28 protein-coding genes are annotated in these 22,294 nt (G+C 62.3%); 17 read left to right on the top strand and 11 right to left on the bottom strand.

Features of this window, described 5'->3' with window-relative positions; genetic code table 11:
* Together A477_RS22280 and A477_RS23310 are read right to left on the bottom strand one after the other, a co-directional pair.
* On the bottom strand, positions 1-847 hold an 847-nt coding region (locus tag A477_RS22280), incomplete at its 3' end, for a hypothetical protein (protein WP_017199211.1).
* 7 nt (positions 848-854) lie between these two features.
* Entirely contained in the window at positions 855-1,532 is a 678-nt protein-coding gene (locus tag A477_RS23310) for a DUF6318 family protein (protein WP_157367088.1), read from the bottom strand.
* 174 nt (positions 1,533-1,706) lie between these two features.
* On the opposite strand from A477_RS23310, the gene A477_RS0111880 reads away from it, so the two are divergent.
* The 11 genes from A477_RS0111880 (at position 1,707) to A477_RS0111930 (ending at position 8,552) form a co-directional block, all read left to right on the top strand.
* Positions 1,707-2,225, top strand: coding sequence for a hypothetical protein (locus A477_RS0111880; protein WP_017199213.1), 519 nt, complete (start codon positions 1,707-1,709; stop codon positions 2,223-2,225).
* A 92-nt stretch (positions 2,226-2,317) separates the two neighbouring features.
* Complete coding sequence (locus A477_RS0111885; protein WP_017199214.1) at positions 2,318-2,764, top strand: Asp23/Gls24 family envelope stress response protein; 447 nt, start codon at positions 2,318-2,320, stop codon at positions 2,762-2,764.
* Positions 2,761-2,952, top strand: a complete 192-nt coding sequence (locus tag A477_RS0111890; RefSeq protein ID WP_014920563.1) for a hypothetical protein — start codon at positions 2,761-2,763, stop codon at positions 2,950-2,952. The genes A477_RS0111885 and A477_RS0111890 overlap by 4 nt, the downstream gene beginning before the upstream one ends.
* Positions 2,949-3,329 carry a hypothetical protein gene (locus tag A477_RS0111895; protein ID WP_017199215.1) on the top strand — a complete coding sequence of 127 codons (381 nt, stop codon included), beginning with the start codon at positions 2,949-2,951 and terminating at the stop codon, positions 3,327-3,329. The genes A477_RS0111890 and A477_RS0111895 overlap by 4 nt, the downstream gene beginning before the upstream one ends.
* Complete coding sequence (locus tag A477_RS0111900; protein ID WP_017199216.1) at positions 3,326-3,973, top strand: DUF6286 domain-containing protein; 648 nt, start codon at positions 3,326-3,328, stop codon at positions 3,971-3,973. The genes A477_RS0111895 and A477_RS0111900 overlap by 4 nt, the downstream gene beginning before the upstream one ends.
* Positions 3,970-4,581: a hypothetical protein gene (locus tag A477_RS0111905; protein WP_017199217.1), complete on the top strand. Its 612-nt coding sequence runs from the start codon at positions 3,970-3,972 to the stop codon at positions 4,579-4,581. Before A477_RS0111900 ends, A477_RS0111905 begins: the two co-directional genes overlap by 4 nt.
* A 106-nt stretch (positions 4,582-4,687) precedes the next feature.
* Positions 4,688-5,524 carry a DUF4397 domain-containing protein gene (locus A477_RS0111910; protein WP_017199218.1) on the top strand — a complete coding sequence of 279 codons (837 nt, stop codon included), beginning with the start codon at positions 4,688-4,690 and terminating at the stop codon, positions 5,522-5,524.
* 124 nt (positions 5,525-5,648) lie between these two features.
* Positions 5,649-6,329: a class F sortase gene (locus tag A477_RS0111915; RefSeq protein ID WP_017199219.1), complete on the top strand. Its 681-nt coding sequence runs from the start codon at positions 5,649-5,651 to the stop codon at positions 6,327-6,329.
* Positions 6,330-6,345: 16 nt separating this feature from the next.
* The gene (locus tag A477_RS0111920) at positions 6,346-6,960 is read left to right on the top strand and encodes an RNA polymerase sigma factor (RefSeq protein ID WP_017199220.1); all 615 of its coding nucleotides are present in this window, start codon (positions 6,346-6,348) and stop codon (positions 6,958-6,960) included.
* Positions 6,947-7,738, top strand: a complete 792-nt coding sequence (locus A477_RS0111925) for an anti-sigma factor domain-containing protein (RefSeq protein ID WP_017199221.1) — start codon at positions 6,947-6,949, stop codon at positions 7,736-7,738. The genes A477_RS0111920 and A477_RS0111925 overlap by 14 nt, the downstream gene beginning before the upstream one ends.
* Positions 7,739-7,835: 97 nt before the next feature.
* On the top strand, positions 7,836-8,552 hold the full coding sequence (locus A477_RS0111930; RefSeq protein WP_017199222.1) for a DNA alkylation repair protein: 717 nt from the start codon (positions 7,836-7,838) through the stop codon (positions 8,550-8,552).
* Between the two features lie 6 nt (positions 8,553-8,558).
* Here A477_RS0111930 and A477_RS0111935 read toward each other — a convergent pair whose 3' ends face one another.
* On the bottom strand, positions 8,559-8,960 hold the full coding sequence (locus A477_RS0111935; protein WP_017199223.1) for a helix-turn-helix domain-containing protein: 402 nt from the start codon (positions 8,958-8,960) through the stop codon (positions 8,559-8,561).
* 249 nt (positions 8,961-9,209) lie between these two features.
* Here A477_RS0111935 and A477_RS0111940 point away from each other — a divergent pair, with 249 nt between their 5' ends.
* From A477_RS0111940 to A477_RS0111955, 4 genes are all read left to right on the top strand, one after another.
* A complete protein-coding gene (locus A477_RS0111940) occupies positions 9,210-10,556 on the top strand; it encodes an ABC transporter substrate-binding protein (RefSeq protein ID WP_017199224.1) in 1,347 nt (448 codons plus the stop codon).
* A gap of 96 nt (positions 10,557-10,652) precedes the next feature.
* Entirely contained in the window at positions 10,653-11,618 is a 966-nt protein-coding gene (locus tag A477_RS0111945; protein WP_026005566.1) for a carbohydrate ABC transporter permease, read from the top strand.
* Positions 11,615-12,577 carry a carbohydrate ABC transporter permease gene (locus A477_RS0111950; protein WP_017199226.1) on the top strand — a complete coding sequence of 321 codons (963 nt, stop codon included), beginning with the start codon at positions 11,615-11,617 and terminating at the stop codon, positions 12,575-12,577. Before A477_RS0111945 ends, A477_RS0111950 begins: the two co-directional genes overlap by 4 nt.
* Positions 12,578-12,690: 113 nt before the next feature.
* Positions 12,691-13,740: a LacI family DNA-binding transcriptional regulator gene (locus tag A477_RS0111955; protein WP_017199227.1), complete on the top strand. Its 1,050-nt coding sequence runs from the start codon at positions 12,691-12,693 to the stop codon at positions 13,738-13,740.
* A gap of 14 nt (positions 13,741-13,754) precedes the next feature.
* Here the strand turns inward: A477_RS0111955 and A477_RS0111960 are convergent, their stop codons facing one another.
* From A477_RS0111960 to A477_RS0111980, 5 genes are all read right to left on the bottom strand, one after another.
* Positions 13,755-14,642, bottom strand: coding sequence for a DUF8083 family protein (locus tag A477_RS0111960; RefSeq protein WP_017199228.1), 888 nt, complete (start codon positions 14,640-14,642; stop codon positions 13,755-13,757).
* Between the two features lie 48 nt (positions 14,643-14,690).
* Positions 14,691-15,497, bottom strand: a complete 807-nt coding sequence (locus tag A477_RS0111965; protein WP_026005567.1) for an exodeoxyribonuclease III — start codon at positions 15,495-15,497, stop codon at positions 14,691-14,693.
* An 85-nt stretch (positions 15,498-15,582) separates the two neighbouring features.
* On the bottom strand, positions 15,583-16,149 hold the full coding sequence (locus tag A477_RS0111970) for an HdeD family acid-resistance protein (protein ID WP_017199230.1): 567 nt from the start codon (positions 16,147-16,149) through the stop codon (positions 15,583-15,585).
* Between the two features lie 27 nt (positions 16,150-16,176).
* On the bottom strand, positions 16,177-16,803 hold the full coding sequence (locus A477_RS0111975) for a response regulator (protein ID WP_017199231.1): 627 nt from the start codon (positions 16,801-16,803) through the stop codon (positions 16,177-16,179).
* On the bottom strand, positions 16,800-18,032 hold the full coding sequence (locus tag A477_RS0111980) for a sensor histidine kinase (RefSeq protein WP_017199232.1): 1,233 nt from the start codon (positions 18,030-18,032) through the stop codon (positions 16,800-16,802). Before A477_RS0111980 ends, A477_RS0111975 begins: the two co-directional genes overlap by 4 nt.
* Before the next feature lie 196 nt (positions 18,033-18,228).
* On the opposite strand from A477_RS0111980, the gene A477_RS0111985 reads away from it, so the two are divergent.
* Together A477_RS0111985 and A477_RS0111990 are read left to right on the top strand one after the other, a co-directional pair.
* Positions 18,229-18,804, top strand: a complete 576-nt coding sequence (locus tag A477_RS0111985; protein ID WP_017199233.1) for a GlcG/HbpS family heme-binding protein — start codon at positions 18,229-18,231, stop codon at positions 18,802-18,804.
* A 49-nt stretch (positions 18,805-18,853) separates the two neighbouring features.
* Positions 18,854-19,510 (top strand): ankyrin repeat domain-containing protein, encoded by a 657-nt coding sequence (locus A477_RS0111990; RefSeq protein WP_017199234.1) that lies wholly within the window; start codon positions 18,854-18,856, stop codon positions 19,508-19,510.
* Positions 19,511-19,544: 34 nt separating this feature from the next.
* Here A477_RS0111990 and A477_RS0111995 read toward each other — a convergent pair whose 3' ends face one another.
* The 3 genes from A477_RS0111995 to A477_RS0112005 are packed head-to-tail and all read right to left on the bottom strand — an operon-like array spanning position 19,545 to position 22,197.
* Entirely contained in the window at positions 19,545-20,759 is a 1,215-nt protein-coding gene (locus A477_RS0111995; RefSeq protein WP_017199235.1) for an acetyl-CoA acetyltransferase, read from the bottom strand.
* Positions 20,756-21,460 carry a CoA transferase subunit B gene (locus tag A477_RS0112000; RefSeq protein WP_026005568.1) on the bottom strand — a complete coding sequence of 235 codons (705 nt, stop codon included), beginning with the start codon at positions 21,458-21,460 and terminating at the stop codon, positions 20,756-20,758. The genes A477_RS0111995 and A477_RS0112000 overlap by 4 nt, the downstream gene beginning before the upstream one ends.
* Positions 21,461-21,480: 20 nt before the next feature.
* On the bottom strand, positions 21,481-22,197 hold the full coding sequence (locus A477_RS0112005) for a CoA transferase subunit A (protein WP_017199237.1): 717 nt from the start codon (positions 22,195-22,197) through the stop codon (positions 21,481-21,483).
* Positions 22,198-22,294 lie beyond the last annotated feature (97 nt).

A 22,294-nucleotide genomic window follows, 5' to 3' on the forward strand; every position in this document is an offset into this window, starting at 1 on the left:
CGGGTGTGGTGATGTCCAGGGTTCCGTTGATGGGTAGTGGGGGTCCGTTGTTGACGGAGTAGGTGCCGGTGAAGCTTGTGGTGAGGCTGGCTTGGTAGTTGCCGGTGTCTGTGTAGGTGTGGCTGGTGCGTGTCTCGTTGTTGAGCCATTCGGCTTCGGGGATGGGGTAGCCGGCGGCGGGTGTGGGTCCGAGGGCGCTGCCGTCGCCGAAGGTGTAGGTGTAGTTGGCGGGTGTGGCTATCAGGTGTACTGCTTGGCCGAGGATGGTGACGTCGAAGCCTTGTTCGCCGGTGGTGGCGTAGAAGTTGGTGGGTCCGCCTTTGAGGGTGTGGGGGAAGGGCTGGGCTTCGAGGCTTCCCGGGTTGACGGGGAGTTGGCGGAAGTCGTTCAGGATCCTGGCCGCGATGTTGGCCAGGACGTTTTCGGGCTCGGGGTCGTAGAGGCAGGTGGGGCCGCTGACAGGGATCCAATCCGTCCAACCGGGGTTGGCGATCGCCTTTGGCGCTTCCTTCCAGATGACCGGTGTGCCTTCTTCGCCTGCGGGATTGGTGGCCGGGCAGCTGAGAGCGTCGCAGCCCGGGTCCTTAGTGTCGGGTCCGTCGGCGCGGCAGTGGGTATCGGCCAAGTACTGATTCGGATCGTCGACGGCAGGAGAGTTTGATGTTCCACCGAGACTAGGTGCCAACTGTCCGGTCGCGGGATCAATCTTGAACCGGGCACCAATATCAATTCCTTCATCGCCCGCATTGTTTGCAGCCCACGCGTCATCAGCCTTCGCGGAAGGTAATGCCAGAGCGCAGAACGCTATAAGCCAAAATGCCATCCCGATGGCTACGCGGATGACCACGGAGGTCCTACTCGATGACGCCAAGGTCTACCACCGTCCAGGCGCCTTCGACGAACCTAGCGAAGAAGGCAAAAGCATCATTTGATGCTTCCGATCTCGGTCGCCCGACGCTTCCGTCCGCGTTGTAGTAGTCGATTTGACCCTGAATGACCTGCACCTTAGCCGTCTGCAGGATGCCGGGAGACCATTGCATCTCAATGGCCGGCACTGAAATCTTGCCGCCGACCAGCCACCGTCCATCCACATACCCATCTTCGCCGGACTCCTGGAGACGAAGACAAAGCCGGCAATCCTGGGAAATCAGTGGTAGCCAGGACGACATGTCACCCGTCTCTCCCACATAGGACAGCTGCGCGTACCAATACCGTATGAACGCCTCCAGCCCCGCCTTTGAGTTCTCCTTAGCCAGGTCGGGCATCACGGGAACGGGCACGTTCTGCGCTTTCCCCTGTGCATCTGCTGGCTTGTAGACCCCGGCCGTCGGCGGAGTTGCTGTGCTCCCTGACGGCATAACGATGGGCGAAGTGCTCGAGGTGGGCGGCGCCGTCGTCGTGCCTGTTTGGGAGGCTGGGCTGCTGGGTGTTGTGCCGCCCTGGCAGGCGCTCAAGAGCATTGCAAGAGCGAGAACCAAAACCGCTGGGCGGGCGCGAACAAAAGACAAAGACATGAACGAGTGGCGTGGCATGACAGGCTCCCCAGCAGCTGTTTTGGTGGTGTGTCGGCCAGTCTAGGTGGGGCGAACAATCGCGTCCCAGTCAGGAATTCGGGCTTGTGGATAACCCGCCTATGGTCTCCGAATGTTCCCCGGCGTATTCTTGCCTCGCCGGCTTGTCATCGCACGCATCTTATTGGGGGAACCATGGTCACGATCGAACGTCCACGCCTGTCCACGTCCGGGCGCCTGCTATCGGCTGCCCTGTTGATTGTCATGCTGACACTCAACGCCTGCTCTTTCCCGATGCCTGTTGCTCAGTCCACGCCCAGTGCGGCGGCGTCGTCGGAGGCGCCAGCCGCGGATCTGGGCGCCAGCGCGAATCCCGACGCCAGCGCCGACCCCAACGCAACTGCGGCAACCGGTGGTGTCTATGGTGAGTTCGGATCCATGTCCGAGGCCTGTCTTTCGGTAAGCGCGACGATGCTGAGCGTCACCATCCTTCCGCTGGCGGCAATGGCTGGAGGCAAGCCCGAGGACATCGAGAAGGCTAAACAGGAGTTGTCCCAAATGGAGGGCAAAGTGCCGGAAGAACTGAAGCCGGCGTTCGAGAAACTTCGGGCCTTCACGGAGGCTGCGGGCTCGGACTTCAGCAAATATGGCGACGGGCAGTTTGAAGAACTGATGAAGCCCATCCAGGACTGGACCGAGAAGAACTGCAAGTAGCCGCGATCAGGCACGTTCCCTTCTCTCCGACGCTTCTCCCAAAGCGTCGGAGCTAGACGCTAGGGTGGTACTCAAGAGAAGGGGAGTGCTCCGTGGAAGACCAGAACGTGCAGCTTGATCCCGTGCCGGGGGGCGAAATCCTTGGTACCGGACGCACCATCATTTCCGAGGCGGCCGTCGCCAAAGTTGCGGGCATCGCTGCCCGCACAGTGCCCGGCGTCTACTCCTTGGGCTCGGCTCCGTCCCGCGCGCTGGGGGCCATTCGCGACGCCGTCGGAAGCTCGGACCACGCAGCAGGCGTCCGCGCCGAGGTGGGGGAGACCCAAGTGGCCGTGGACATTACGTTGGTTGCACTCTACGGTCACCCTTTGCATGGCATCGCCAACCAGGTCCGGGCGGCGGTCTACCGGGCTGTGGAGGAACTGGTTGGCCTTCAGGTGATTGAGGTCAATATCGAGATCACTGATGTCTTCATTGCACCGCCGGCCAAACCCGCGGGAAGCAAGACAGTGGTAGTGGAAAGGGAGGTTCTCCAATGAGCATGACCGTGGTGGGAATCGCTATCGGCGCTTTCGTGGCTTTCATGTCCTTCTCGTTCGGGCTATGGGGCTTCCTGATCTCCCTGCTGTTCATGGGCATCGGCGCGCTGTTTGGTCGCGCGGCTGAGGGCAAGCTGGATCTCCGCAGTGTGCTGGACGCCATTACGGGCCGGCGCTCTTCGTCATGAGCGTGGCTGAGGCTGTGGAGTACACCACCAGCCTGGCCGGCCATAACCGGATCAGTACCCAGGCATTGACATCGTTGGCTCGGGCCGCTGCAGCGGAGGCGCTCGGCGTTGAGGCCCACGACATCCGAGCTGATTGGGCGGACGACGACGGCCTGCTGGCTTTGTCCATCGTGGCACCTATCAGCGTCCCGGCTTTGACCGAGGTGTTGCGTGATCCGCAGCGTGTCCAGGGATTTGGTGGGTCCATTTGGGACCGTGCCGTGGCGGCCAAGGCTTTCGTTCTTGAAACCGTCACGCGGCTCAGCGGCTCCCAACTCAGCAGGGTGGATATCAGGATCAGTGGAGCGCACGTCACTGAGGGAGGCCGCGTCCAGTGACCCAGGATCAGGAAACACAACAAGTGAAATCAACGGACCCGAACGCGGGAGCCAGCCCGGTGGCCGGGGAAGACCCCGGGATGAGCCGGATCCTGCGCCGTGAGACGCATTCGTCCCGTGCTGGAGCGTCCGTTATTGCAGCCGTCCTGGTCATTGTTCTGTGCGTCTACGCACTCCTCGAAGCAGGTGTCCGCGCCATTGGGCAGCCACCCTGGCTGATCGACCCCACCACCGCGGCAGAGCGCATCATCGCACTTCCGGAAGGCATCTCACCCCTGCTGCTCGGTGCGAGTGGTGCGGTCATTGCCATGGTCGGCCTCTTCTTCCTCCTCCACGCTGTTCTGCCGGGCCGACGCGCCCGTCACTTGCTCCGGGACCCACGGACCGCCGTCGTGGTTGATGACGAAGTCTTGGCCTCTGCGTTGGCACGTCGTGCACGAACTGCCGCGAACGTTACCCAGGAACAAGTCATGGTAGTTGTCTCGCGACAGTTGGTTGTGGTGAATGTGCGGCCAACTTCGGGCAGCCGGGTCAGCGAAGAAGCAGTGCTGACTGCCGTGCAGGCTGAACTTGAAGAAATGTCGCCCGTGCCGATGCCTGCTGTCAGGGTCAACCTGGCGTCGTCGGGGGTGATCGGAGCGTGAACGGAACACCGCGGGCCCTCAACCGCGTACTGCTCTTCATCATCGGTGTGAAACTGCTGGCCATCGGGCTGCTTCTCCTGCTGCTGGCTACTGTGCCGGCAGTGGCTACTTGGTGGCATGGTTGGTCGGCTTCCGTGTGGGCAGGCGCCGAAAATGCTTTCCGGCAGACGCACCTCCCCGGACGCGAAGAAAGCTGGTTGTGGATTGTGGCAGGCCTGATCCTCGTGGCGATCATCATTGCGATGATCGCTTGGCTGTCACAGCAGGGCAAAGGCAGGGCCAACTTGCTGGTGGCCAGCGACGACGACAGCGACGTGGACGGTGAAGTCCGGATCGGTGGTGGCGTAGCGGAACAGGCGCTACGGGCAGCCTTGTCTGAACGGACCGACCTCGCTGGTGCATCCGTGGCGACATTGGAGGTAAAGGGCAAACCGGGCCTGCGTATTCGCATCCAACCCAGGCAAGGAGTGGCGCCCCATATCCTTGCAGCTGAAGTGTCGCAGCTTGTTGAAGCGTTGGACCTCGTGATCGGACAAAAGACCCCTGTGCTGGTGCATATGGTTTCCGGTGCCCGGTCCAGGTTCACCAAGGCCGAAAGGGTCCGCTGAGAAACATCCCAAAAAATACAGCGCTTCCGCATCCATAGCCTGCCTTTCGTCGGTAGTAGGGGTATCAGCAAAATCCCCGCACGTCGGGCCGATTGAGGAGAAGGATATGCGCAGCAGAATACTTACGGCAGGAGCAGGAGCCAGCGCCGCAGCACTGGCAGCAGCAATCGTCTTGGCTGTCCCCGCGCAGGCGGCGGAGGGTGACGCGCACCTGTCTGTCCTGCACGGTGTTCCCGGGTTGACCGTTGACGTCTGGGTCAATGGAGCACGAACCCTGGACGACTTCACTCCCGGCACTCTGGCCGGGCCGTTGGCACTTCCGCCCGGTGCCTACGATCTGGCCATTACCGCCTCGGACGCAGCCGATGCCTCCGCCCCTGTTATCGGGCCAGTGACCGTGACCTTGGCAGCGAACGGCAACTACACCGCCGTCGCCAACCTCGATGCGGCCGGGAAGCCAACCGCGAACTTCTTCACGAACGACGTCTCGCGCATCGATGCCGGCAAGGGCAAGCTGACGGTCCGGCACACGGCCGCGGCGCCAGCTGTGGATGTGCTTGCCGGCGGCACTGCCGTGGTGACCAACCTGGCCAACCCCAATGAGCAAACGCTCACCCTTGACCCGGGTACGATTTCAGCCGCTGTGGCCGCAACAGGTACGACAGCACCTGTCATTGGCCCGGCCGATGTGACGGTGGCCGAAGGCACTCACACCATCGTCTATGCGTGGGGAAGCCTTGCTGACAAGAACCTTCAACTAGCGGTGCAGACCATTGAAGGGCTGCATTCGGCTCCCGGATCGGTACCTGGCGCCTTGGACGGCTCATCGGGCGGTGTCCCGACAGGGCAGATGGTTCTGGGCGGCGGACTCGCGGCGGCAACGTTGCTGCTGATCGTCGTCGGGCTAGGAAAGGTTCGTACTTCCGCCGCAAGGAAGCCTTAAGGCCAAAGCAACAGCATGACATCAGAGCGGAACAGGTCCTGGTCGTCCGATGATGACGGCCAGGACCCCGCATCAATCACGGCAGCCGGAGCCTCCTGCCGTAGACCGCCAGGAAACAACCGTTATGACACCAAGTAAGCCAAGCCGAAGCCGCCGGATGGCGGCGCTCGCCGCGATGGCAGTGCTCGTTCTGACGGCGTGCGGAACCGCGACACCGTCGACGGCCGGTAGTGCTTTCAATGAGGCAAGCGGCCCGAACCCCAGCGGGCAGCAGACTCAGCCGTCGCTGCCCCCTGCGGAGCCTTCCCGACCACCTGCCGAATTCCCACTGAAGGGCACAACTCCTACGCAGCCCATGGCGGCTCCCCCTCCTGTGTCGCTCCAGGTGGCCGGAACGTCAATTGACATGGCCGTTATCCCCGTGGGGGTGGCACCCGGTGGGGCTATGGAGATACCGGAGACCTTCTACCAGGCCGGATGGTATCGATTCGGATCCGCCCCCGGAGCCACGGAAGGCACAGCTGTCCTGGCCGGACACATCGACACCACTTCCGACCAAGCACCGTTCTCCCAGTTGAAATCCTTGCCGGCCGGAACCTTGATAACCGTAGGACGGGAGGGTGCTCCAGCGCTCAACTATCGCGTTGTTTCCGTCACGCTGATGGCCAAGGATGCCTTTGACGGCGACGCGCTGTTCCGCCGGACCGGACCGCACGAACTCAAGGTGGTCACCTGCGGCGGCAGATGGCTGGACGAACGAATGGACTACAGCGACAATGTGATTGTCACCGCGGTCCTTGAATAAGCATCCCAACCCGGCCGTGGTCCTCGTCGCTGACGCCGGGAAGGAGTCTCCTTTGGTATCCCCAAACGAGGTTTCTTCCGCGTGGGACGATGCTTTGACCGCCTTATTCATGGCGGGGGATGAGTCTGCACTTGTGGCTGCTTACAGGCAGTTTGCCCCGCTGGTTCACACGCTCGCTTTGAGGTCCTTGAGGGACCGTGCCGCGGCCGACGACGCCACGCAAGAGGTGTTTATCCGGGTGTGGCGTTCCCGGGACACCTTCAAACCCGAGGTCGCGGGGCTGCCGGCATGGATAGTGGGCATTGCACGCCACGTCATTGCGGACGCCCACTCTGAGTCAAACCGGGAAGTTCGTAGAGTCCTTGCCGTCGCCCAGGTCCAGGACACTGGCGGGGGAGGTCCAGCGGAGGAAGCTGTCGAGGTGCTGGCCGACAGGTTGCTCCTGGACGGAGAACTGGACCGGCTTGGTGAACCGCAGGGTGCCATCATGAAATTGGCGTTCTACGAAGACCTGACGCACGAGCAGATTTCCCGCAGGCTTGAACTACCGCTTGGTACCGTCAAGAGCCACATTCGTCGTAGCTTGATCCACCTAAGAAGCAGACTGGAGGTTGACCATGCCGCACATTGATCCGGAAGAGTTGAGCCTCCTGGCGCTGTACGGTGACTGGCTCGATGAGGAGGGGCGACAGCACCTTAGCGGCTGTGATGCCTGCTCGGCGGAGTACGCCGCATTGCGCCGCGCCGTTGATGCCATGAAAACTACGCCGGACAGCAGCACCTTTGAGGTGCCCGGACCCGGCGTATGGAGTGGTATTCACCGGGAACTGGGTTTGTCGGACGCAATCCGGGAAGACCCCTTGGGCTCCGCAACGGGCTCTGCAACAGGAACTGAAACCAGCAAGCCCGGCCCCACCGCTCCGCCTGAACCAGGTCAGCTACCAGCACCACCCGCGGACATACGTTCAGGCAAGAAGCGTCCCCAAGGGTGGCAACGCCGCGGGACCTGGCTGGCGGTCGCCGCAGCTGGTGCCTTGGTCATCGCGGGTGCAACCCTATGGAACATCAACCAGGCGGCAACACCGTTGGCACGAGCAGAGTTGTCGCCACTTGCCCAGCACACTGCCACAGGATCAGCGACAGTCCTTGAGTCCTCGGATGGAACGCGAACCCTGGAAGTGAAACTGAGCAAAGAAGAAGCGCAGGGTTACCAAGAGGTCTGGCTTATTGGCAGGGACCTCACACGGCTGATCAGTCTGGGAATCATGAAGTCGGACTCAGGTACCTTCCCTCTTCCGGCGGGCCTGAATTTGGCCGATTTCCCCATCGTCGACGTTTCGGATGAACCCCTGGACGGAAATCCCGGCCACTCCAGCGTGAGCATCGTCAGGGGCTCGCTCATATCCTGAGGGCCCTTCACTGGGGTGAATCGCAGTGCCGTGGGCTGCCCTCCCGCTCACAGTAGCGGGTAGCCTGAATCCCATACCCGAAGGACAGGAGGCCCCAGTGGCTGGAACAACAGTGGCTTCAATGCCTGTGCCTGACAAATCTCTGCTCGAGACCAACGTGGCCGGGCTCTTGGCGGAGCTGGCGGCACTGGAAGAACCCCGCGCCCGCGAGGTGAATGAGAAGCATGGCGATGACCATGGGGTCAACCTCAGCAAGCTGCGCGCCGTCGCGAAGAGGCTAAAGACCCAGCAGGATCTCTCGCGGGAGCTGTGGGACACGGGTGATACAGCCGCCAGGTTGCTGGCACTCCTGATCTGCCGTCCCAAGGCCTTTGAGCGGGCCGAGTTGGATAGCATGCTGCGCGAAGCGCGGACTCCCAAAGTGCAGGACTGGCTGGTGAACTACGTCGTCAAGAAAAGCCCGCATTCCGAAGATCTGCGGCTGGCATGGTTCTCCGATCCTGATCCCGTGGTGGCAAGTGCCGGGTGGGCACTGACCTCCGAACGAGTCGTCAAGAAGCCCGACGGGCTGAACCTCGTGCAACTGCTTGACGTCATCGAGGCCGACATGAAGGACGCTCCGGACCGCCTCCAGTGGGCCATGAATCACTGCCTGGCACAGATAGGAATTGAGTTTCCGGAACACCGGGCCAGGGCCCTGGGCATCGGTGAGCGATTGGAAGTGCTGAAGGACTACCCGACGCCGCCTCACTGCACGTCGCCGTTCGCGCCGGACTGGATCAATGAGATGGTGCGGCGAAAGGCAGTCAACTAGGGCTGGTCAGCCCCTGTTCCGGTGCATCATCCGGTAGGTGAGCTCGGCAAGGAGCTCTTCGTCGGATAGGTGCGAGGCCCGGGCAACGGGAGCACTGGGCACGGTGACGCGGGGAGGTCCTGGGCGTGATTCGTCACCCGAGCGCATGTCGTCAGGGGTGATCATGTCCGGAGCGAAATTCGACTTACCTTTCAGGACCTCTGACACGGATCCTGCCCTCCAGCCCAAGGCATGCTCAAGCTTGCGCTGGTTGATCTCCTGCGTCCTGCGGGTCCCGGATTCCAGTGTTCGGACTGTCTTGATGGCAGTACCAGCCTGCTTGGCCAACTGAACCTGACTCAGGCCTTGGGCCAAGCGTTCTTCCTTGATCAGGCGGCCGATAGTCTGCAGTGCTTCAAGTTCATCCACGATTCCTAGTTTTCCATAGGCAATAGTAGGCAATCAAATCAGGGTGGAGATGAGTTCGGCATTGAGCCTTCCCGACACTTGGCGTTCCACCCCGAAAAAGGCCTCTGCGCAGGAAAGCGAAGGCTGCTTGGTATCAATGCGGTTACGTTATGTGTAAGCGCTTGCATTAGGCGAAGGATCATGGCTAGTGTGAGCGTCACCACATCAATTGCGCCGCCGAATCTTTGTACTCAGCGAGGAGTCTTTAGCATGAAGAAAACCAAGTACCTGCTACCGGTCGCAGCCGCCGGTGTTCTGGCACTTACCCTTTCCGCCTGTAGCGGAGACGGTGGCGGTGGAGGATCCACCGCCGGCTCGGATGATTGCTCCGCCTACGAAAGCTATGGCAAGCATGACGGCAAGACCGTCTCCGTCTACTCGACGATCGTCGATATCGAAGCCACAAACCTCGAAGAATCCTGGAAGCAGTTCGAAGACTGCACGGGTATCACCATTAAGTACGAGGGCAGCAAGGAATTCGAAACGCAGATCGGTGTCCGTGCCCAGTCCGGCACCGCCCCTGATGTGGCGATCTTCCCGCAGCCCGGCCTTCTTGCCACCCAGGCACGGGCAGGTTACTTGAAGCCCGCTCCGAAGACCGTCTCCGATCTCGTGGACAAGAACTGGTCCCCGGACTGGAAGAAGTACGGCACCGTGGACGGCACGTACTACGCCGCTCCGATGCTTGCGAACGTCAAGGGCTTTGTTTGGTACGCGCCCAAGACCTTCAAGGACAAGGGCTGGGAAGTTCCCAAGACTTGGGACGAAATGATCGAACTGTCCAAGAAGATCGCCGCTGACGACCCGAACGTGAAGCCTTGGTGCGCCGGTTTCGAATCCGGCGAGGCAACCGGCTGGCCCGGCACTGACTGGATCGAGGACGTCGTCCTGCGCGCCCACGGACCCGAGGTCTACGACCAGTGGGTGGCTCACCAGATCCCCTTCAACGACCCCAAGATCGTTGACTCCTTCAACAAGGCCGGCGACATCCTGCTCAACCCGGACATGGTGAACGGTGGCTTCGGCGACGTTCGCACTATCCTGAGCACCGGTTTCGCCCAGGCCGGCCAGCCCGTTCTGGATGGAACCTGCGCCATGCACCACCAGGCCAACTTCCAGGCAGCCAACTGGCCTGCAGGAACCAACGTTGCTGAGGACGGCGACGTCTGGGCCTTCATCACCCCGCCGATTGACGAAAGCAAGGGCAAGGCTGTCACCGGTGGCGGCGAGATGGTAGGCGCATACAAGGACACCGCCGAAGTTCAGTCGTTCCTGGCTTACCTGGCCAGCGCCGACTTCGCCAACAACCGCGTCAAGCTTGGCGGCGTAGTCAGTGCCAACAAGGGCCTCGATCCCAACAACGCACAGTCGGACCTCGACAAGCTGACGGTCCAGATCCTTCAGGACCCCGAGACTGTCTTCCGGTTCGATGGCTCGGACCTGATGCCGAGTGCAGTTGGTTCCAACTCGTTCTGGAAGGGAATCGTGCAGTGGATCAACGGCACGTCCTCGCAGGATGTTGCCAACAGCATCGAATCCAGCTGGCCTAAGAGCTAACTCCCAAAGTGCTGCCTCCCCTGACTGGAACTCCCAGCCGGGGAGGCAGCGCTTTTCCCGGAACTTAGTGATTCACTCACGCCCCGGAGGTTGGGTATGGAATTTATTGGAGAAAAACTCCTACAAGTAGTGATAGCCCTGGCGATATTCGCAGCGGTTATCGGCCTCATCATGCTGCTGGTGGACAGGGCACCCAAATCGGTCAAGGACAAGGTAACCGTTGCGGGCTTCCTTGCCCCCGCGGCTATCCTGATGCTCGTTGGCTTGGTATATCCGGCCGTCCGCACCTCAATGCTGGCCTTCACGGACGCCGGCGGCAACGCCAACGGCTTTGATAACTTCGTATGGATGTTCACGCAGCCCGAGGCTCTGACCACGCTGCGGAACACCGTGATTTGGACGGTCCTGGTTCCGCTGCTGTCCACGAGCTTCGGCCTTGCCTATGCGGTGTTCATCGACAAGGCCCGTGGAGAGCGGGTTCTGAAGTCACTCGTCTTCATGCCGATGGCCATCTCCTTTGTGGGCGCCGGCATCATTTGGAAGCTCGTGTATGACTACCGCGGTCCAAACATCGAGCAGACCGGTGTCATCAACTTCTTCCGGGACGCCTTGGGCATGGACCCTAAGCAGTTCCTCTTGGACGCCCCGGAAAACACGTTCTTCCTGATCATCGTCATGGTCTGGATCCAGACCGGCTTTGCCATGGTGATCCTTTCTGCAGCCATCAAGGGTGTCCCCGTGGAACTCATCGAGGCGGCCCGCCTGGATGGAGCCAACGCCTGGCAGCAGTTCCGCAACGTCACGATTCCAGGTATCCGCGGTGCCTTGGTGGTGGTTTTGACAACCATCACCATCGCCACGCTGAAGGTCTTCGACATTGTCCGAACCATGACGGCAGGCAACTACGACACGTCCGTGGTCGCCAACGAAATGTACACGCAAGCCTTCCGCGCCGGTGAGCCGGGACGTGGTGCCGCTCTGGCCCTGGTCCTGTTCCTCATGGTGCTGCCGATCGTCGTGTACAACGCTCGAGTCCTTCGCAAGCAAAGGGAGATCCATTGACAGCCACGCCAGCCCCGCAAGAGGCCTCGAAAGCCACCCGGCAGCGTCCTGGATCCGACCCCACGGAGGACGCCCAGCCGATCATGCGTCGGGTCAAAACGAAGCTCACCTCCAAGTGGGCAACAGCGGCAGCGATCATCATCGCCGTCGTATGGTCCGTGCCGACGTTCGGCCTCTTTGTCACCTCGTTCCGTCCCGCAGCCAAGCAGGTGGGTCCCCGCTCCGACGGCTGGTGGAATGCCTTTATTGACTGGGACTTCACGTTCAAGAACTATGTGGATGTCCTGACTCCCGCAGGTTCACAGTCCGCCAACCTCTCGCAGTACTTCGTCAACTCCATCGCGATCGTCATCCCGGTCACCATCTTTGTGCTGGTGCTGGCGTCCATGGCCGCGTACGTTTTCGCGTGGGGTAAGTTCAAGGGCCGCGACGCACTCTTCATCTTCGTCTTTGCCCTGCAGATCATTCCGCTCCAGATGGCGCTGATTCCGCTCCTGCAGTTCTTCACGCAGACCCTGCAGCTCCCGGCAGGCTCCTACGCGCAGCTGTGGATTGCCCACACCATGTTCGGCCTCCCGCTGGGCATCTTCCTGCTCCACAACTTCATCTCGGAAATTCCCGGTGAAGTCATCGAGGCAGCAAGGGTGGACGGCGCTGGGCACAGCACCATCTTCTGGCGGATTATCCTGCCGCTATCGGTTCCTGCACTCGCCTCCCTGGCCATCTTCCAGTTCCTCTGGGTCTGGAATGACTTGCTGGTGGCATTGGTGTTCTCCGGTGGAACGGCAGACGTTGCTCCCATCACGCAGCGTTTGGCGGAGATCTCCGGCACGCGTGGTGCCAGGGACTACCTGAACCCTGCAGCAGCATTCGTCTCCATCATCATTCCGCTCCTGGTGTTCTTCGGATTGCAGCGCTACTTCGTGCGCGGCCTGCTTTCCGGTGGCCTCAAGGGTTAGGAACTGCACCCTCGGTTGCGCAGCGCATTACATCGCAGCGTAACCGAGGGCTGCAAAGCACAAGTCCACATTTATGGTGAAGGCGGAGCAACGGCGGCCGGAGAGGGGAGCCTGTGTCAAAAACAACGGGTAGGTCCCAACGCGGCGGCCATGCCGGCGTCAGTATCGAGGACGTTGCCGCTGCTGCCGGAGTTTCCACTGCGACAGTTTCCAGGGCGGTCCGGGGACTGCCCCGGGTGTCGCCCACGACCCGGGAAAAGATTCTCCAAGTAGCCAGTTCCCTAGGGTACGTGGCGTCATCGTCGGCCTCGGGACTCGCAACGGGCCGAACACGCACCATAGGCGTGCTGGCCCCTTTCGTCAGCCGTTGGTTCTTTTCCAAGGCCATCGAAGGGGCGGACCGGGAGTTGCATTCCCGCAAGTACAACCTTTCGCTGTTCAATCTGGGCGGCCACGGCAGCAACAGGGAGCGGCTCTTCAGTTCCACCATGGTCTACAAACAAATCGACGCCCTGCTGGTGCTGTGTATGTCGTTGACCGAGGAAGAGCTGGAACACCTCCATAAGATCGATATCCCGCTGGTAGTGGTGGGTGGTCACGTTGAGGACTGTGCGTACATCGGCATCAATGATTACGACGCCGCTTCCACCGCCGTGCGGCATCTGCTGGACCTGGGCCATAAGGACATCGCGCTGCTCCATGGCGACGACGAAACGGACCTGAACTTCGACGTCCCCCGAGTGCGTATCCGTGCCTTCCAGGAAGTCATGACCGACGCTGGCCTGGAAGTCCGCCCGGAGTGGGACCAATGGGGGGATTTCACGGTAGCCAGCGGTCAGCAGGCCTTCACCCGCCTCTGGAGTCAGCCCGGCCGCAAGCCAACGGCCATTTTCTGTTCCTCGGACGAGATGGCGATGGGTGTCATGTTCGAAGCCGCCCGCCACGGGGTCCGGGTACCGGAGGACCTCTCGGTCATCGGGATCGACGACCACGACTTCTCGTCGTCAGTGGGTCTCACCACGGTAGGGCAGCGTCCCGACAACCAGGCCGAGCTCGCCACCAAGATGCTGTTGGATGAGCTGGACGGCAACGCGGGAGCGGTGCATTCAGAGGTGGCCCCCCACAAACTGATCGTGCGCGAAACAACGGCCCCGCCGAGCTAGCGCCAAAGCCGGAGCTAGGAAGCGCGCGCCAGCTGCCGGATGGGGATCCACCGCGAGGCTAGCCGACGGTAGGCAGCGGCCGCTCCGGTCATGTCGCCTTCAGCGAGGCACTCGATCCCCAAACGAACATCCATGGGGGATTCGTCCGGGTACACCTTGTCAGCTACGGCCCCATAATCCAGCTCCACCATGGACTGGACATGGAAAAGTTCCAGCCATTCCGTGAGCTGTGTCAGGTCATCCAACATGTCCAAATCCGGTGCTGCCAGCGCCAAATGGGCCACCGCGAACCGTGCCCGGTCCAGGGCCTCAGTCAGGGGCGTCCATACCCGGACGGTCAGGATGCGCCCCTCGGATTCCACCACGTCCTTGCGGTCGGACTCGTTGAAAAGCGAGAACCAACTGAACGGGATTCCCCATGTTGAGGCCCGGGTATGCACGCGTTTGGCGGCCTCCCCGGCGTTGATGCGATCGATCCTAGCCTGGTGCTTGTCGCGCTGCGAGACCGGAATGAGGAGGTCGGCCAGCGGACTGTGCACTCCGTCCATCAGCGCGTTGGCCGCCAAGCCAGCCCGAATCACTAGTTGGCTGGGGCAGTAAAGCAACCGTCCGGCGTCGTTATCTTCTTTCTCGGACACCGCGGCGTGGCGCCCGCTGGGCACGCGCGTCATGCGGACCAAGTCCGTGCGGCCCGTGGGGAAAGGATCGCCGCCGGAGCGCGTGATGCGTCCCAGCGAGGCCTGGAGCTCCGCATTCTCGACGGCGGCCCGGGATCCGTTCTTGCTGCCCTCCGCAACAAGTTGGCGCTGCTGTTCAGGAGGGAACGCCTCCAGGGGCTCGTAAATGCGCAGGGAAGAAGAGAACGGCAGACCTGCCTGGCCCCGATACAGGTTTCCAGTCATGTCAGCCGCTCCTTTCGTTAGTGACCTTGTACTTGGTTTGCGAGGTACTTAGTCTGCGAGCTCCACAATGACGGGAGCGTGGTCCGAAGCACCCTTGCCCTTGCGCTCTTCGCGGTCGATGGAGGCTCCGGTGACGCGCGATGCCAGCGCCGGGGAGGCGAGGCAGAAGTCGATGCGCATGCCTTCCTTCTTGGGGAAGCGCAGCTGAGTGTAGTCCCAGTACGTGTACACGCCGGGGCCCGGCGTGTAAGGGCGGACGACGTCGGTGAACCCTGCGGTTTCGAAGGCGTGGAAGGCGGCGCGCTCGGGTTCGCTGACGTGGGTGTAGTTGTTGTTGCGGAAGAGCTCGATGTCCCACACGTCGTCGTCGAACGGGGCGATGTTCCAGTCACCCATGAGCGCGATCCGGGCGGTCGGGTCGGACTTCACCCATTCGGCTGCGTGGCCCTGCAGAACGTCAAGCCACTTGATCTTGTACGGCATGTGTTCGTCGTCCAATGAGCGGCCGTTGGGAACGTAGAGGCTCCAGATTCGGATGCCGCCGCAAGTGGCTGCGATGGCGCGGGCTTCCTGCGCGGGATCCTTGCCTGCCTTGCCGAACGAAGGCTGGTCCAGGAAAGTGCGCTGCACGTCCTCCAAGCCCACTCGGGAAGCGATGGCAACTCCGTTCCACTGGTTCACGCCAAAGTGCGCAACCTCGTAACCCATGCGCTCGAACAGCTCCCAGGGGAAGTTCTCGTCCTTGCACTTGGTTTCCTGGATGGCCAGGACATCGCAGTCGCTGCGCTCAAGCCAGGCTTCTACGCGGTCGGCACGGGCGCGGAGGGAGTTCACATTCCAGGTTGCTATCTTCACAGCCACTAACTTACCGAACTTGGCGCTGAGCGCATCCCCTGCTGCCCTTTTTGCGGTTCACAACCAGCGCAGAACCAGCGCACGACTAGCGCGCGAACAGCGGCGGCGAACTGGCCAGCTTGCGGAGCCCGATGCCAGAGGCGATGAGGAGCAACCCTGTCAGGATCGCGAACCCGGCCAACATCCACACCAGGCTCAGGAAGCCCAGCCCAGGGTTGAAAAGGACAACAACCCCGAACACCGTAGTGACGAGTCCCGTGACGAACCAGATACCCCAGTGTCGAATGAAGCTCCTGGCAGCCAGCGACAGAATGATCTGGGAAAGACCCAGGACCAAGGCCCATAACCCGATGAGGACACCGATTGCTGCTGCGGTAATTCCAGGCAAGGCAATTGCCACAATGCCGGCGGCGATGGAGATCAGGCCGCCCACTATGGTCCAGCGGGAACGGCCGGCGGGGTCGTAGAAATAATGCGCCACGCTGGTAATGCCGTCAATGATCGCGAAAACGCCGAACATGACGACTACCACCAAGGCAGTAGCGCTCGGTAAAACAATGATCAAGAGGCCAAAAACTATGGAAAGGGCTCCCCGGACCAGCAAGGCAGTTCCCGGGTTTTTGAACATTTTGCGATCCGCTGCGTCCGACATACGGTCAGCGTAACCAACGGCGTGCCTTTACCGCATCCCCTCGCGCCGGATAGCTGTGGCAATTGCTGCGGCCCGCGTCTCCACACCCAGTTTGGCGTAGATGTGGGCGAGGTGGGTTTTGACTGTTGCCTCGGAAATGAACAGGCGTTTTCCAAGATCGCGGTTGCTGAGTCCTTCTGTGAGGAGGCTGAGCAACTCGGCTTCGCGGGGAGTGAGGATCTCGTCAGGATTCCGCAATTGCTGGAACAAACGTGAGGCCACCGGTGCACTCATCACGCTCTTCCCCTGCACAGCGCCGCGCACGGCTGCGAAGATCTCCTCCGGTGCGGCGTCCTTGAGTAAATAGCCCATGGCCCCGGCATCCACTGCGCGGACGATGTCGGCGTCGGAGTCGTAGGTGGTAAATACGATCACGGCCTGCTTGGGGTTCCACTGCCTGAGCAGCTTGATGGCCTCGATGCCATCCATTCCAGCGCCCATCGCGAGGTCCATGAGGACAACCGCGGGCGTATGCTCGTGCGCAGCTTCCAGCGCTTCCTCGCCGGAGGATGCTTCCCCGACGACGGCGATATCGCCTTGGGTGCCCAACAGCGCCTTGAGCCCGCTCCGGACCACGGTGTGGTCGTCCACGAGGAGCACGGAGATGGTGTTCACCGTGCCTCCTTCAGGACAATTGCAGGATCAGCAAGCCGGGTCAGCGGGAACTGCGCCGCAATGATGGTTCCTTCGCCTGGCGAGCTCTCCACAGACAATTCTCCGCCCAACTGTTCCACACGCTGTCGCATGGCCCGCAGGCCGTATCCTCCGTGTGCCGACGGCGGAGGTACCGCTGCGGGATCAAAGCCGCGGCCGTCGTCGAACACGTCCAAGGTGACCGCGTCCGGTAGGTACCCCAGGGTCACACTGGCGTGCTCCGCGTGTGCATGGAGTTTGATGTTGGCCACGGCGCTTTGGGTGACGCGGAGCAGGGCGTGCCGCACCTCGGAAGGAAGGGGGTAGGGGTCGCCAGTGACGCGGATGCTGACCGCCTCAAAGTACTGCCGGGCGGCGTGTTCCAAGGCCTCCGGGAGCGGGCCTGTCTCAAGGCCCGGGGCGGAAAGTTCGTGCACCAGGCTACGGGTATCGGCGAGGTTGCGCCGGAGCAAGTCTGTTGCCTTGCGTACGTCCTGGTGGGCGGTTTCGGCGGGCCACGCGCGCTGGGCGGCCTCGAGGAGGAGCAGGCTACTGGCCAAGCCTTGGGTGACGGTGTCGTGGATCTCGCGGGAAACACGCTCGCGCTCAGTAGCGATTCCGGCTTCGCGTTGCTTGGTGGCGAGCTGCTCCTGGGCTCGGGTGACGTCGTCGAACAGCCTGCGTTGCAGGGCCGCGTCGCGCTCGATCTTGTCGTAGATCAGCGTGAGCAGGGCGCCCGCTGCGAGCGGGCCGAGCAGCATGGCGATGTCCGTCCAGTCGCTCATCCGGAAGAGCCCGACGGCGGTAGCGGCCGCCGTCGCGCCTCCTGCCACGTAGCCGGCCCAGCCTCGGAAGGCCGTCCGCGTGAGGAAGAAGATGGCAAAGGAACACCACGCGAAGCTCGGGGCGATCACCACCAACGTGGCCCAGGCTGCAACCAACGCCACCATCCACGGAATCCACAGCTGTTGCTTGCGTTGCCCGGGATGCTGACGGTGGACCAACACGGCGGTGACCGCGTACAGCGCACACACCGCGAGGGCCAGGGCAACGGTCCACAAGTTGTCCGCGGGGGAGTGGCGCATGACGTACCTGACCGCAGAGGCCACCATCAGGACGGCAAAGCCCAAGTGCACTACTACATCAATGCGGCCATCAATCCGGTTGCTGGTCCCGTTGCTGGGCTCTGGCCATGGACGTGCTGTTGGCATGGGTGGTTCCCGTTCCCGGTTTCGGTGGAAGGCGTTCTTTCCATGCTAGGTCCCGACGCCGTCATTGGTCTCTCCACCTTTTGGCTGATACCGGTGGCGTAAAGGCTGAGGCCGGGAAGGGCGCCCGGCCGATGTGGCTGCGGGCCATCCGCGGAAGCATGGAGCTGTACCCGATGCTTACAACGAGGAGAGCCCCATGAAGAAGTCCAACAAGATGATTGCCGCCGCTGCTGCCGGAGCATTGTTGCTCACCGGCGGTGTTACTGCCGTGGCCAACGCCGTGTCACCCGCCGCCGCGCCTGCTGCCGCACCGGTGCAGGTTGCCGCGGACGTTCTGCCTGCCCCGGAGAACGTCGTAGCCCAGAACCGCATCTCTGTAGGTGCGTCCAGCAAGGCCGTCAATGCCGCGCTCGCAAAGTGCCAGGCAGACAAGTTGCCGTTCGTGACAGTGGCACTTGTTGACCGCTTCGGAACCGTGCAGGCGCTCCTTCGAGGTGACAACGCCGCCGAGCACACCATCGAAGCCGCCAAGCAGAAGGCCTACACGGCAGCAGCTTTCGGTGCTCCCACCAGCGAACTCGCCAAGCGCGTCAACGGTAACGGCCCGTCCATCGCCGACCTCCCGGGCACCTTGTTCCTGCCGGGCGGCGTTCCGCTGAAGGTCAACGGCGTTTCAGTGGCGGGCATCGGAGTTGGTGGCGCACCCGACGGCGCCCTCGACGAAGCCTGCGCCACCGCCGGTGCTGATGCGTTGGCTGCGGCCGCGAAGTAGCCTCGACAGTATGGATCCCCTCAAGGGGCGGGGCCTGGCCGCGGGTTCGATGATCGGTGCTGGATTGCTGATCGCCGGTCTCGTGGCTGGCTGCGCGCCGCCGTCGCCGTCTGACACTGCCAGTGCAGGCACGACGCCGGCCGCCTCGCCGTCGAGCGTAAGTCCTGGGCCGACGTCGTCGGCTGTATTGCCACCCGCACTCTCACCGGAGGCCCAAATCGAAACCGACCGGCTCCTGATCCTCGCCGCGAAGGCCAACGATGTTGCCCGAGTCCGTGAACTTATTGCGGCGGGTGGGAACGTCAACGCGAAGGACGAGATCCAGGACTCAGCGTTCCTCTACGCGGGCGCTGAAGGCTTCAACGAGGTCCTGCAGCTGACGTTGGCTGCTGGAGCGGATGTTCACAGCACCAATCGGTACGGCGGCACCGCGCTGATCCCTGCGAGCGAGCATGGACACACCGAAACTGTCAGGATCCTGATTGCAGCGGGTGTGCCCGTGGACCACGTCAACAACCTGGGCTGGACCGCCATGCAGGAAGCCATCCTGCTCAACAACGGCGGGCCGAATCAGCAGGACGTGGTCCGGCAACTCCTGGCAGCGGGAGCCACCCCGGACATCCGCGACCCCCAAGGCCGAACCGCCCTGCAGAACGCAGAGCGGCTCGGGTTTACGGAAATCGCGGCGCTGATCCGGAACCGCTGAGATGGGCTACCCAACTGATTTGCTCCTCATTGGGTTACAGGGCTTCCAGCACGCTCACATAATTGGCGATGCCCACTCCGCCCATGTTCTGGACCGCGCCCCGTCGGGCATTGGACAACTGCATGGCGCCTGCCGTGCCGCTGAGCTGCATCGCGGCGATGACGTGCTGCGACACACCGGTGGCTCCCACCGGGTGGCCCTTCGCCTTGAGTCCGCCGGAAACGTTGACGGGAAGCTTGCCGCCCTTGTGAACCCAGCCCTCCTGGACCGCTCGCACGCCCTCGCCGCGGGGAGTGAGGCCCATGGCTTCGTACATGATGAGTTCGGCGATGGTGAAGCAGTCGTGCACCTCCGCGAAGTCCAAGTCCCGGAGCCCAACACCAGCCATGCCCAGCGCACGCTCCCACGAAGCCCTGGTGGCCGCAAACTCGGTGGGATCGCGCTTCTCCGCCGGGAAGAAGTCGTTGGCGTGGCCGAAACCAGCCAAGCGCACAGGCGCGGTTGTTCCTCCGGTTGCCGAGGTGGAAAGCACGACGGCGGCGGCACCGTCCGAGACCGGTGAACAGTCCGTGCGGCGCAGGGGGTCGGCCACCATGGGGTTCTTCTCTGAGATGGTCCGGCAGAACTCCTCGCCGAAATCGCGGTGCATTTGGGCGTACGGGTTGTCCATGCCGTTGTGGTGGTTCTTGGCAGCAATGGAACCGAGGACATCACCGAGGCCGCCGGGATACTTGTCGGCGTCGATGTTTGCCCCATAGCGCTTCCCATAGTGTTTGGCGACCTCAGCGAACAACCCCGTGAATCCCGTGGAAGAGGCTTTTCCTGCCATCTCGTACGAAGCGCCGAGCAGGGCCGCCCCCACAACGTCGGCGCCGGCGTCGGTCATTTTCTCCGCCCCGATCACGAGGACGTTGCGGGCAGTTCCGGCGAGGACGGCTTTGACTCCCTGCTGGAAAGCCGCGGAACCGGAAGCGCAGGCATTTTCTGTGCGCGTTGCGGGAACGTTGGCCAAGTCTGCGGACAACTGAAGTGCCAGCGATGACGTAAATCCCAGGGGCTGCATTCCGGAGTTGAACTGCCCGAGGTAAATTTCGTCGATGTCCTTGGGATCGAGCCCCGAGTTCTTCATCGCTTCGCCGGCAACCTGGACAATGAGCGACTCCAAGGTGTCATCAGCCAGTTTGCCGAACTTGCTGTGCCCCCACCCTGTGAGCAGGATGTCCTTGCCGAATTGGTCCTTCAGGCTCATGCGTTTACTCCTTCAAGTGTGTGTTCCTCAGAGGCGAGCGCCACCGTGAACTCTGCCTCGGTCTTGCTGCGGATCTCTTCCACCGTGACGCCAGGGGCGAGGCGGGTCAGCAGCAGCTGCGTGCCGCCGTAGGGTGTTTCCGCCGTGGACGGTGTTTCCTCGATGTCGAAAACGGCGAGGTCCGTGATGATCCGGTCAACGCACTTGAGTCCCGTAAGCGGGAGCGTGCATTCGGCGACGATCTTGGCCGAACCGTCCTTGGCGTTGTGCTCAGTGAGGACCACCACCCTTGGTGTCCCCGCCACCAGGTCCATGGCTCCGCCCATGCCCTTGACCATCTTGCCGGGGATGGTCCAGTTGGCCAGGTCCCCCGAGCCGGACACCTGCATGGCGCCCAGGATGGCCACCTTCACGTGTCCGCCGCGGATCATGCCGAACGACGTGGCTGAGTCGAAGATGCTACCGCCGGGGGTGATGGTGACGGTCTGCTTACCGGCGTTGATAAGGTCGGCGTCTTCCTCGCCCTCATAGGGGAAAGGGCCCATGCCGAGCAGGCCGTTCTCACTTTGGAGGACCACCCGCACGCCGTCGGGCAGGTTGTTGGCCACCAACGTCGGAATGCCGATGCCGAGGTTGACGTAATCGCCGTCGTGCAGTTCTTCGGCCGCGATGGCGGCCATTTGGTCTCGTGTCCATGCCATGGTCATGTGCTCCTTAGCTTCTAAACCGTGAGTGCTTCGCGCCGGGGCCGGACCGTGCGCTGTTCAATGTCCTTGACCCGGTTTGTGGCTTGGACCAGCCGCTGGATGTAAACGCCCGGGGTGACGATGTGGTTAGGGTCCAACTGACCGGGTTGAACAATGACCTCAGCCTCGGCGATGGTCACTGCACCCGCTGTGGCAACCACCGGGTTGAAGTTGCGGGCCGTGTAGCGATAAACCAAGTTCCCGTCCGTATCCGCAGTGTGGGCATGGACCAGGGCGACGTCGGCGGTGATGGCGCGCTCGCGGACGTACGTCACGCTGTCGAACTCTTCCAGCGGCTTGCCTTCGGCCACCAAGGTTCCCACTCCGGTTCGGGTGTAGAACGCCGGAATGCCGGCGCCGCCAGCGCGGAGACGCTCGGCGAGCGTACCCTGCGGCGTGAACTCCACCTCCAGCTGGCCCGCGAGGTATTGCTCGGCGAAGAGCTTGTTTTCGCCCACGTAGGAAGCGATGACCTTCCGGACCTGGCCCGCCTCAATGAGGACGCCGAGCCCCTTGCCGTCCACGCCCATGTTGTTGGACACGATGGTGAGGTCCTTGGCGCCGGACTCGCGGACGGCGTCGATCAGGTCGGCGGGGATGCCGCTGAGTCCAAAACCTCCGACGGCGATGGTCAGGCCGTCTGCCATCAGGTCATGCAGCGCTTGGTCGGCACTCGCCTGGATCTTGATCATGCTCCACTCCTCTTTGAGTTCTTTGCCGGTGCATCCACTTTGTGGACTGCTCTCACTCCTGAGAAGGAGCCTAGGTGGCACGGAGTGGGTGGTCAAC

Source organism: Arthrobacter sp. M2012083, from assembly GCF_000281065.1.
Lineage (GTDB): Bacteria > Actinomycetota > Actinomycetes > Actinomycetales > Micrococcaceae > Arthrobacter.

Bases quoted from the DNA above. Each gene is read 5' to 3' on its own strand.
- A477_RS23310 (WP_157367088.1), bottom strand. From the start codon at position 1,532: ATGCCACGCCACTCGTTCATGTCTTTGTCTTTTGTTCGCGCCCGCCCA.
- A477_RS0111880 (WP_017199213.1), top strand. From the start codon at position 1,707: ATGGTCACGATCGAACGTCCACGCCTGTCCACGTCCGGGCGCCTGCTA.
- A477_RS0111890 (WP_014920563.1), top strand. From the start codon at position 2,761: ATGAGCATGACCGTGGTGGGAATCGCTATCGGCGCTTTCGTGGCTTTC.
- A477_RS0111895 (WP_017199215.1), top strand. From the start codon at position 2,949: ATGAGCGTGGCTGAGGCTGTGGAGTACACCACCAGCCTGGCCGGCCAT.
- A477_RS0111910 (WP_017199218.1), top strand. From the start codon at position 4,688: ATGCGCAGCAGAATACTTACGGCAGGAGCAGGAGCCAGCGCCGCAGCA.
- A477_RS0111915 (WP_017199219.1), top strand. From the start codon at position 5,649: ATGACACCAAGTAAGCCAAGCCGAAGCCGCCGGATGGCGGCGCTCGCC.
- A477_RS0111925 (WP_017199221.1), top strand. From the start codon at position 6,947: ATGCCGCACATTGATCCGGAAGAGTTGAGCCTCCTGGCGCTGTACGGT.
- A477_RS0111940 (WP_017199224.1), top strand. From the start codon at position 9,210: ATGAAGAAAACCAAGTACCTGCTACCGGTCGCAGCCGCCGGTGTTCTG.
- A477_RS0111945 (WP_026005566.1), top strand. From the start codon at position 10,653: ATGGAATTTATTGGAGAAAAACTCCTACAAGTAGTGATAGCCCTGGCG.
- A477_RS0111960 (WP_017199228.1), bottom strand. From the start codon at position 14,642: ATGACTGGAAACCTGTATCGGGGCCAGGCAGGTCTGCCGTTCTCTTCT.
- A477_RS0111970 (WP_017199230.1), bottom strand. From the start codon at position 16,149: ATGTCGGACGCAGCGGATCGCAAAATGTTCAAAAACCCGGGAACTGCC.
- A477_RS0111980 (WP_017199232.1), bottom strand. From the start codon at position 18,032: ATGCCAACAGCACGTCCATGGCCAGAGCCCAGCAACGGGACCAGCAAC.
- A477_RS0111985 (WP_017199233.1), top strand. From the start codon at position 18,229: ATGAAGAAGTCCAACAAGATGATTGCCGCCGCTGCTGCCGGAGCATTG.
- A477_RS0111990 (WP_017199234.1), top strand. From the start codon at position 18,854: ATGATCGGTGCTGGATTGCTGATCGCCGGTCTCGTGGCTGGCTGCGCG.
- A477_RS0111995 (WP_017199235.1), bottom strand. From the start codon at position 20,759: ATGAGCCTGAAGGACCAATTCGGCAAGGACATCCTGCTCACAGGGTGG.
- A477_RS0112000 (WP_026005568.1), bottom strand. From the start codon at position 21,460: ATGGCATGGACACGAGACCAAATGGCCGCCATCGCGGCCGAAGAACTG.
- A477_RS0112005 (WP_017199237.1), bottom strand. From the start codon at position 22,197: ATGATCAAGATCCAGGCGAGTGCCGACCAAGCGCTGCATGACCTGATG.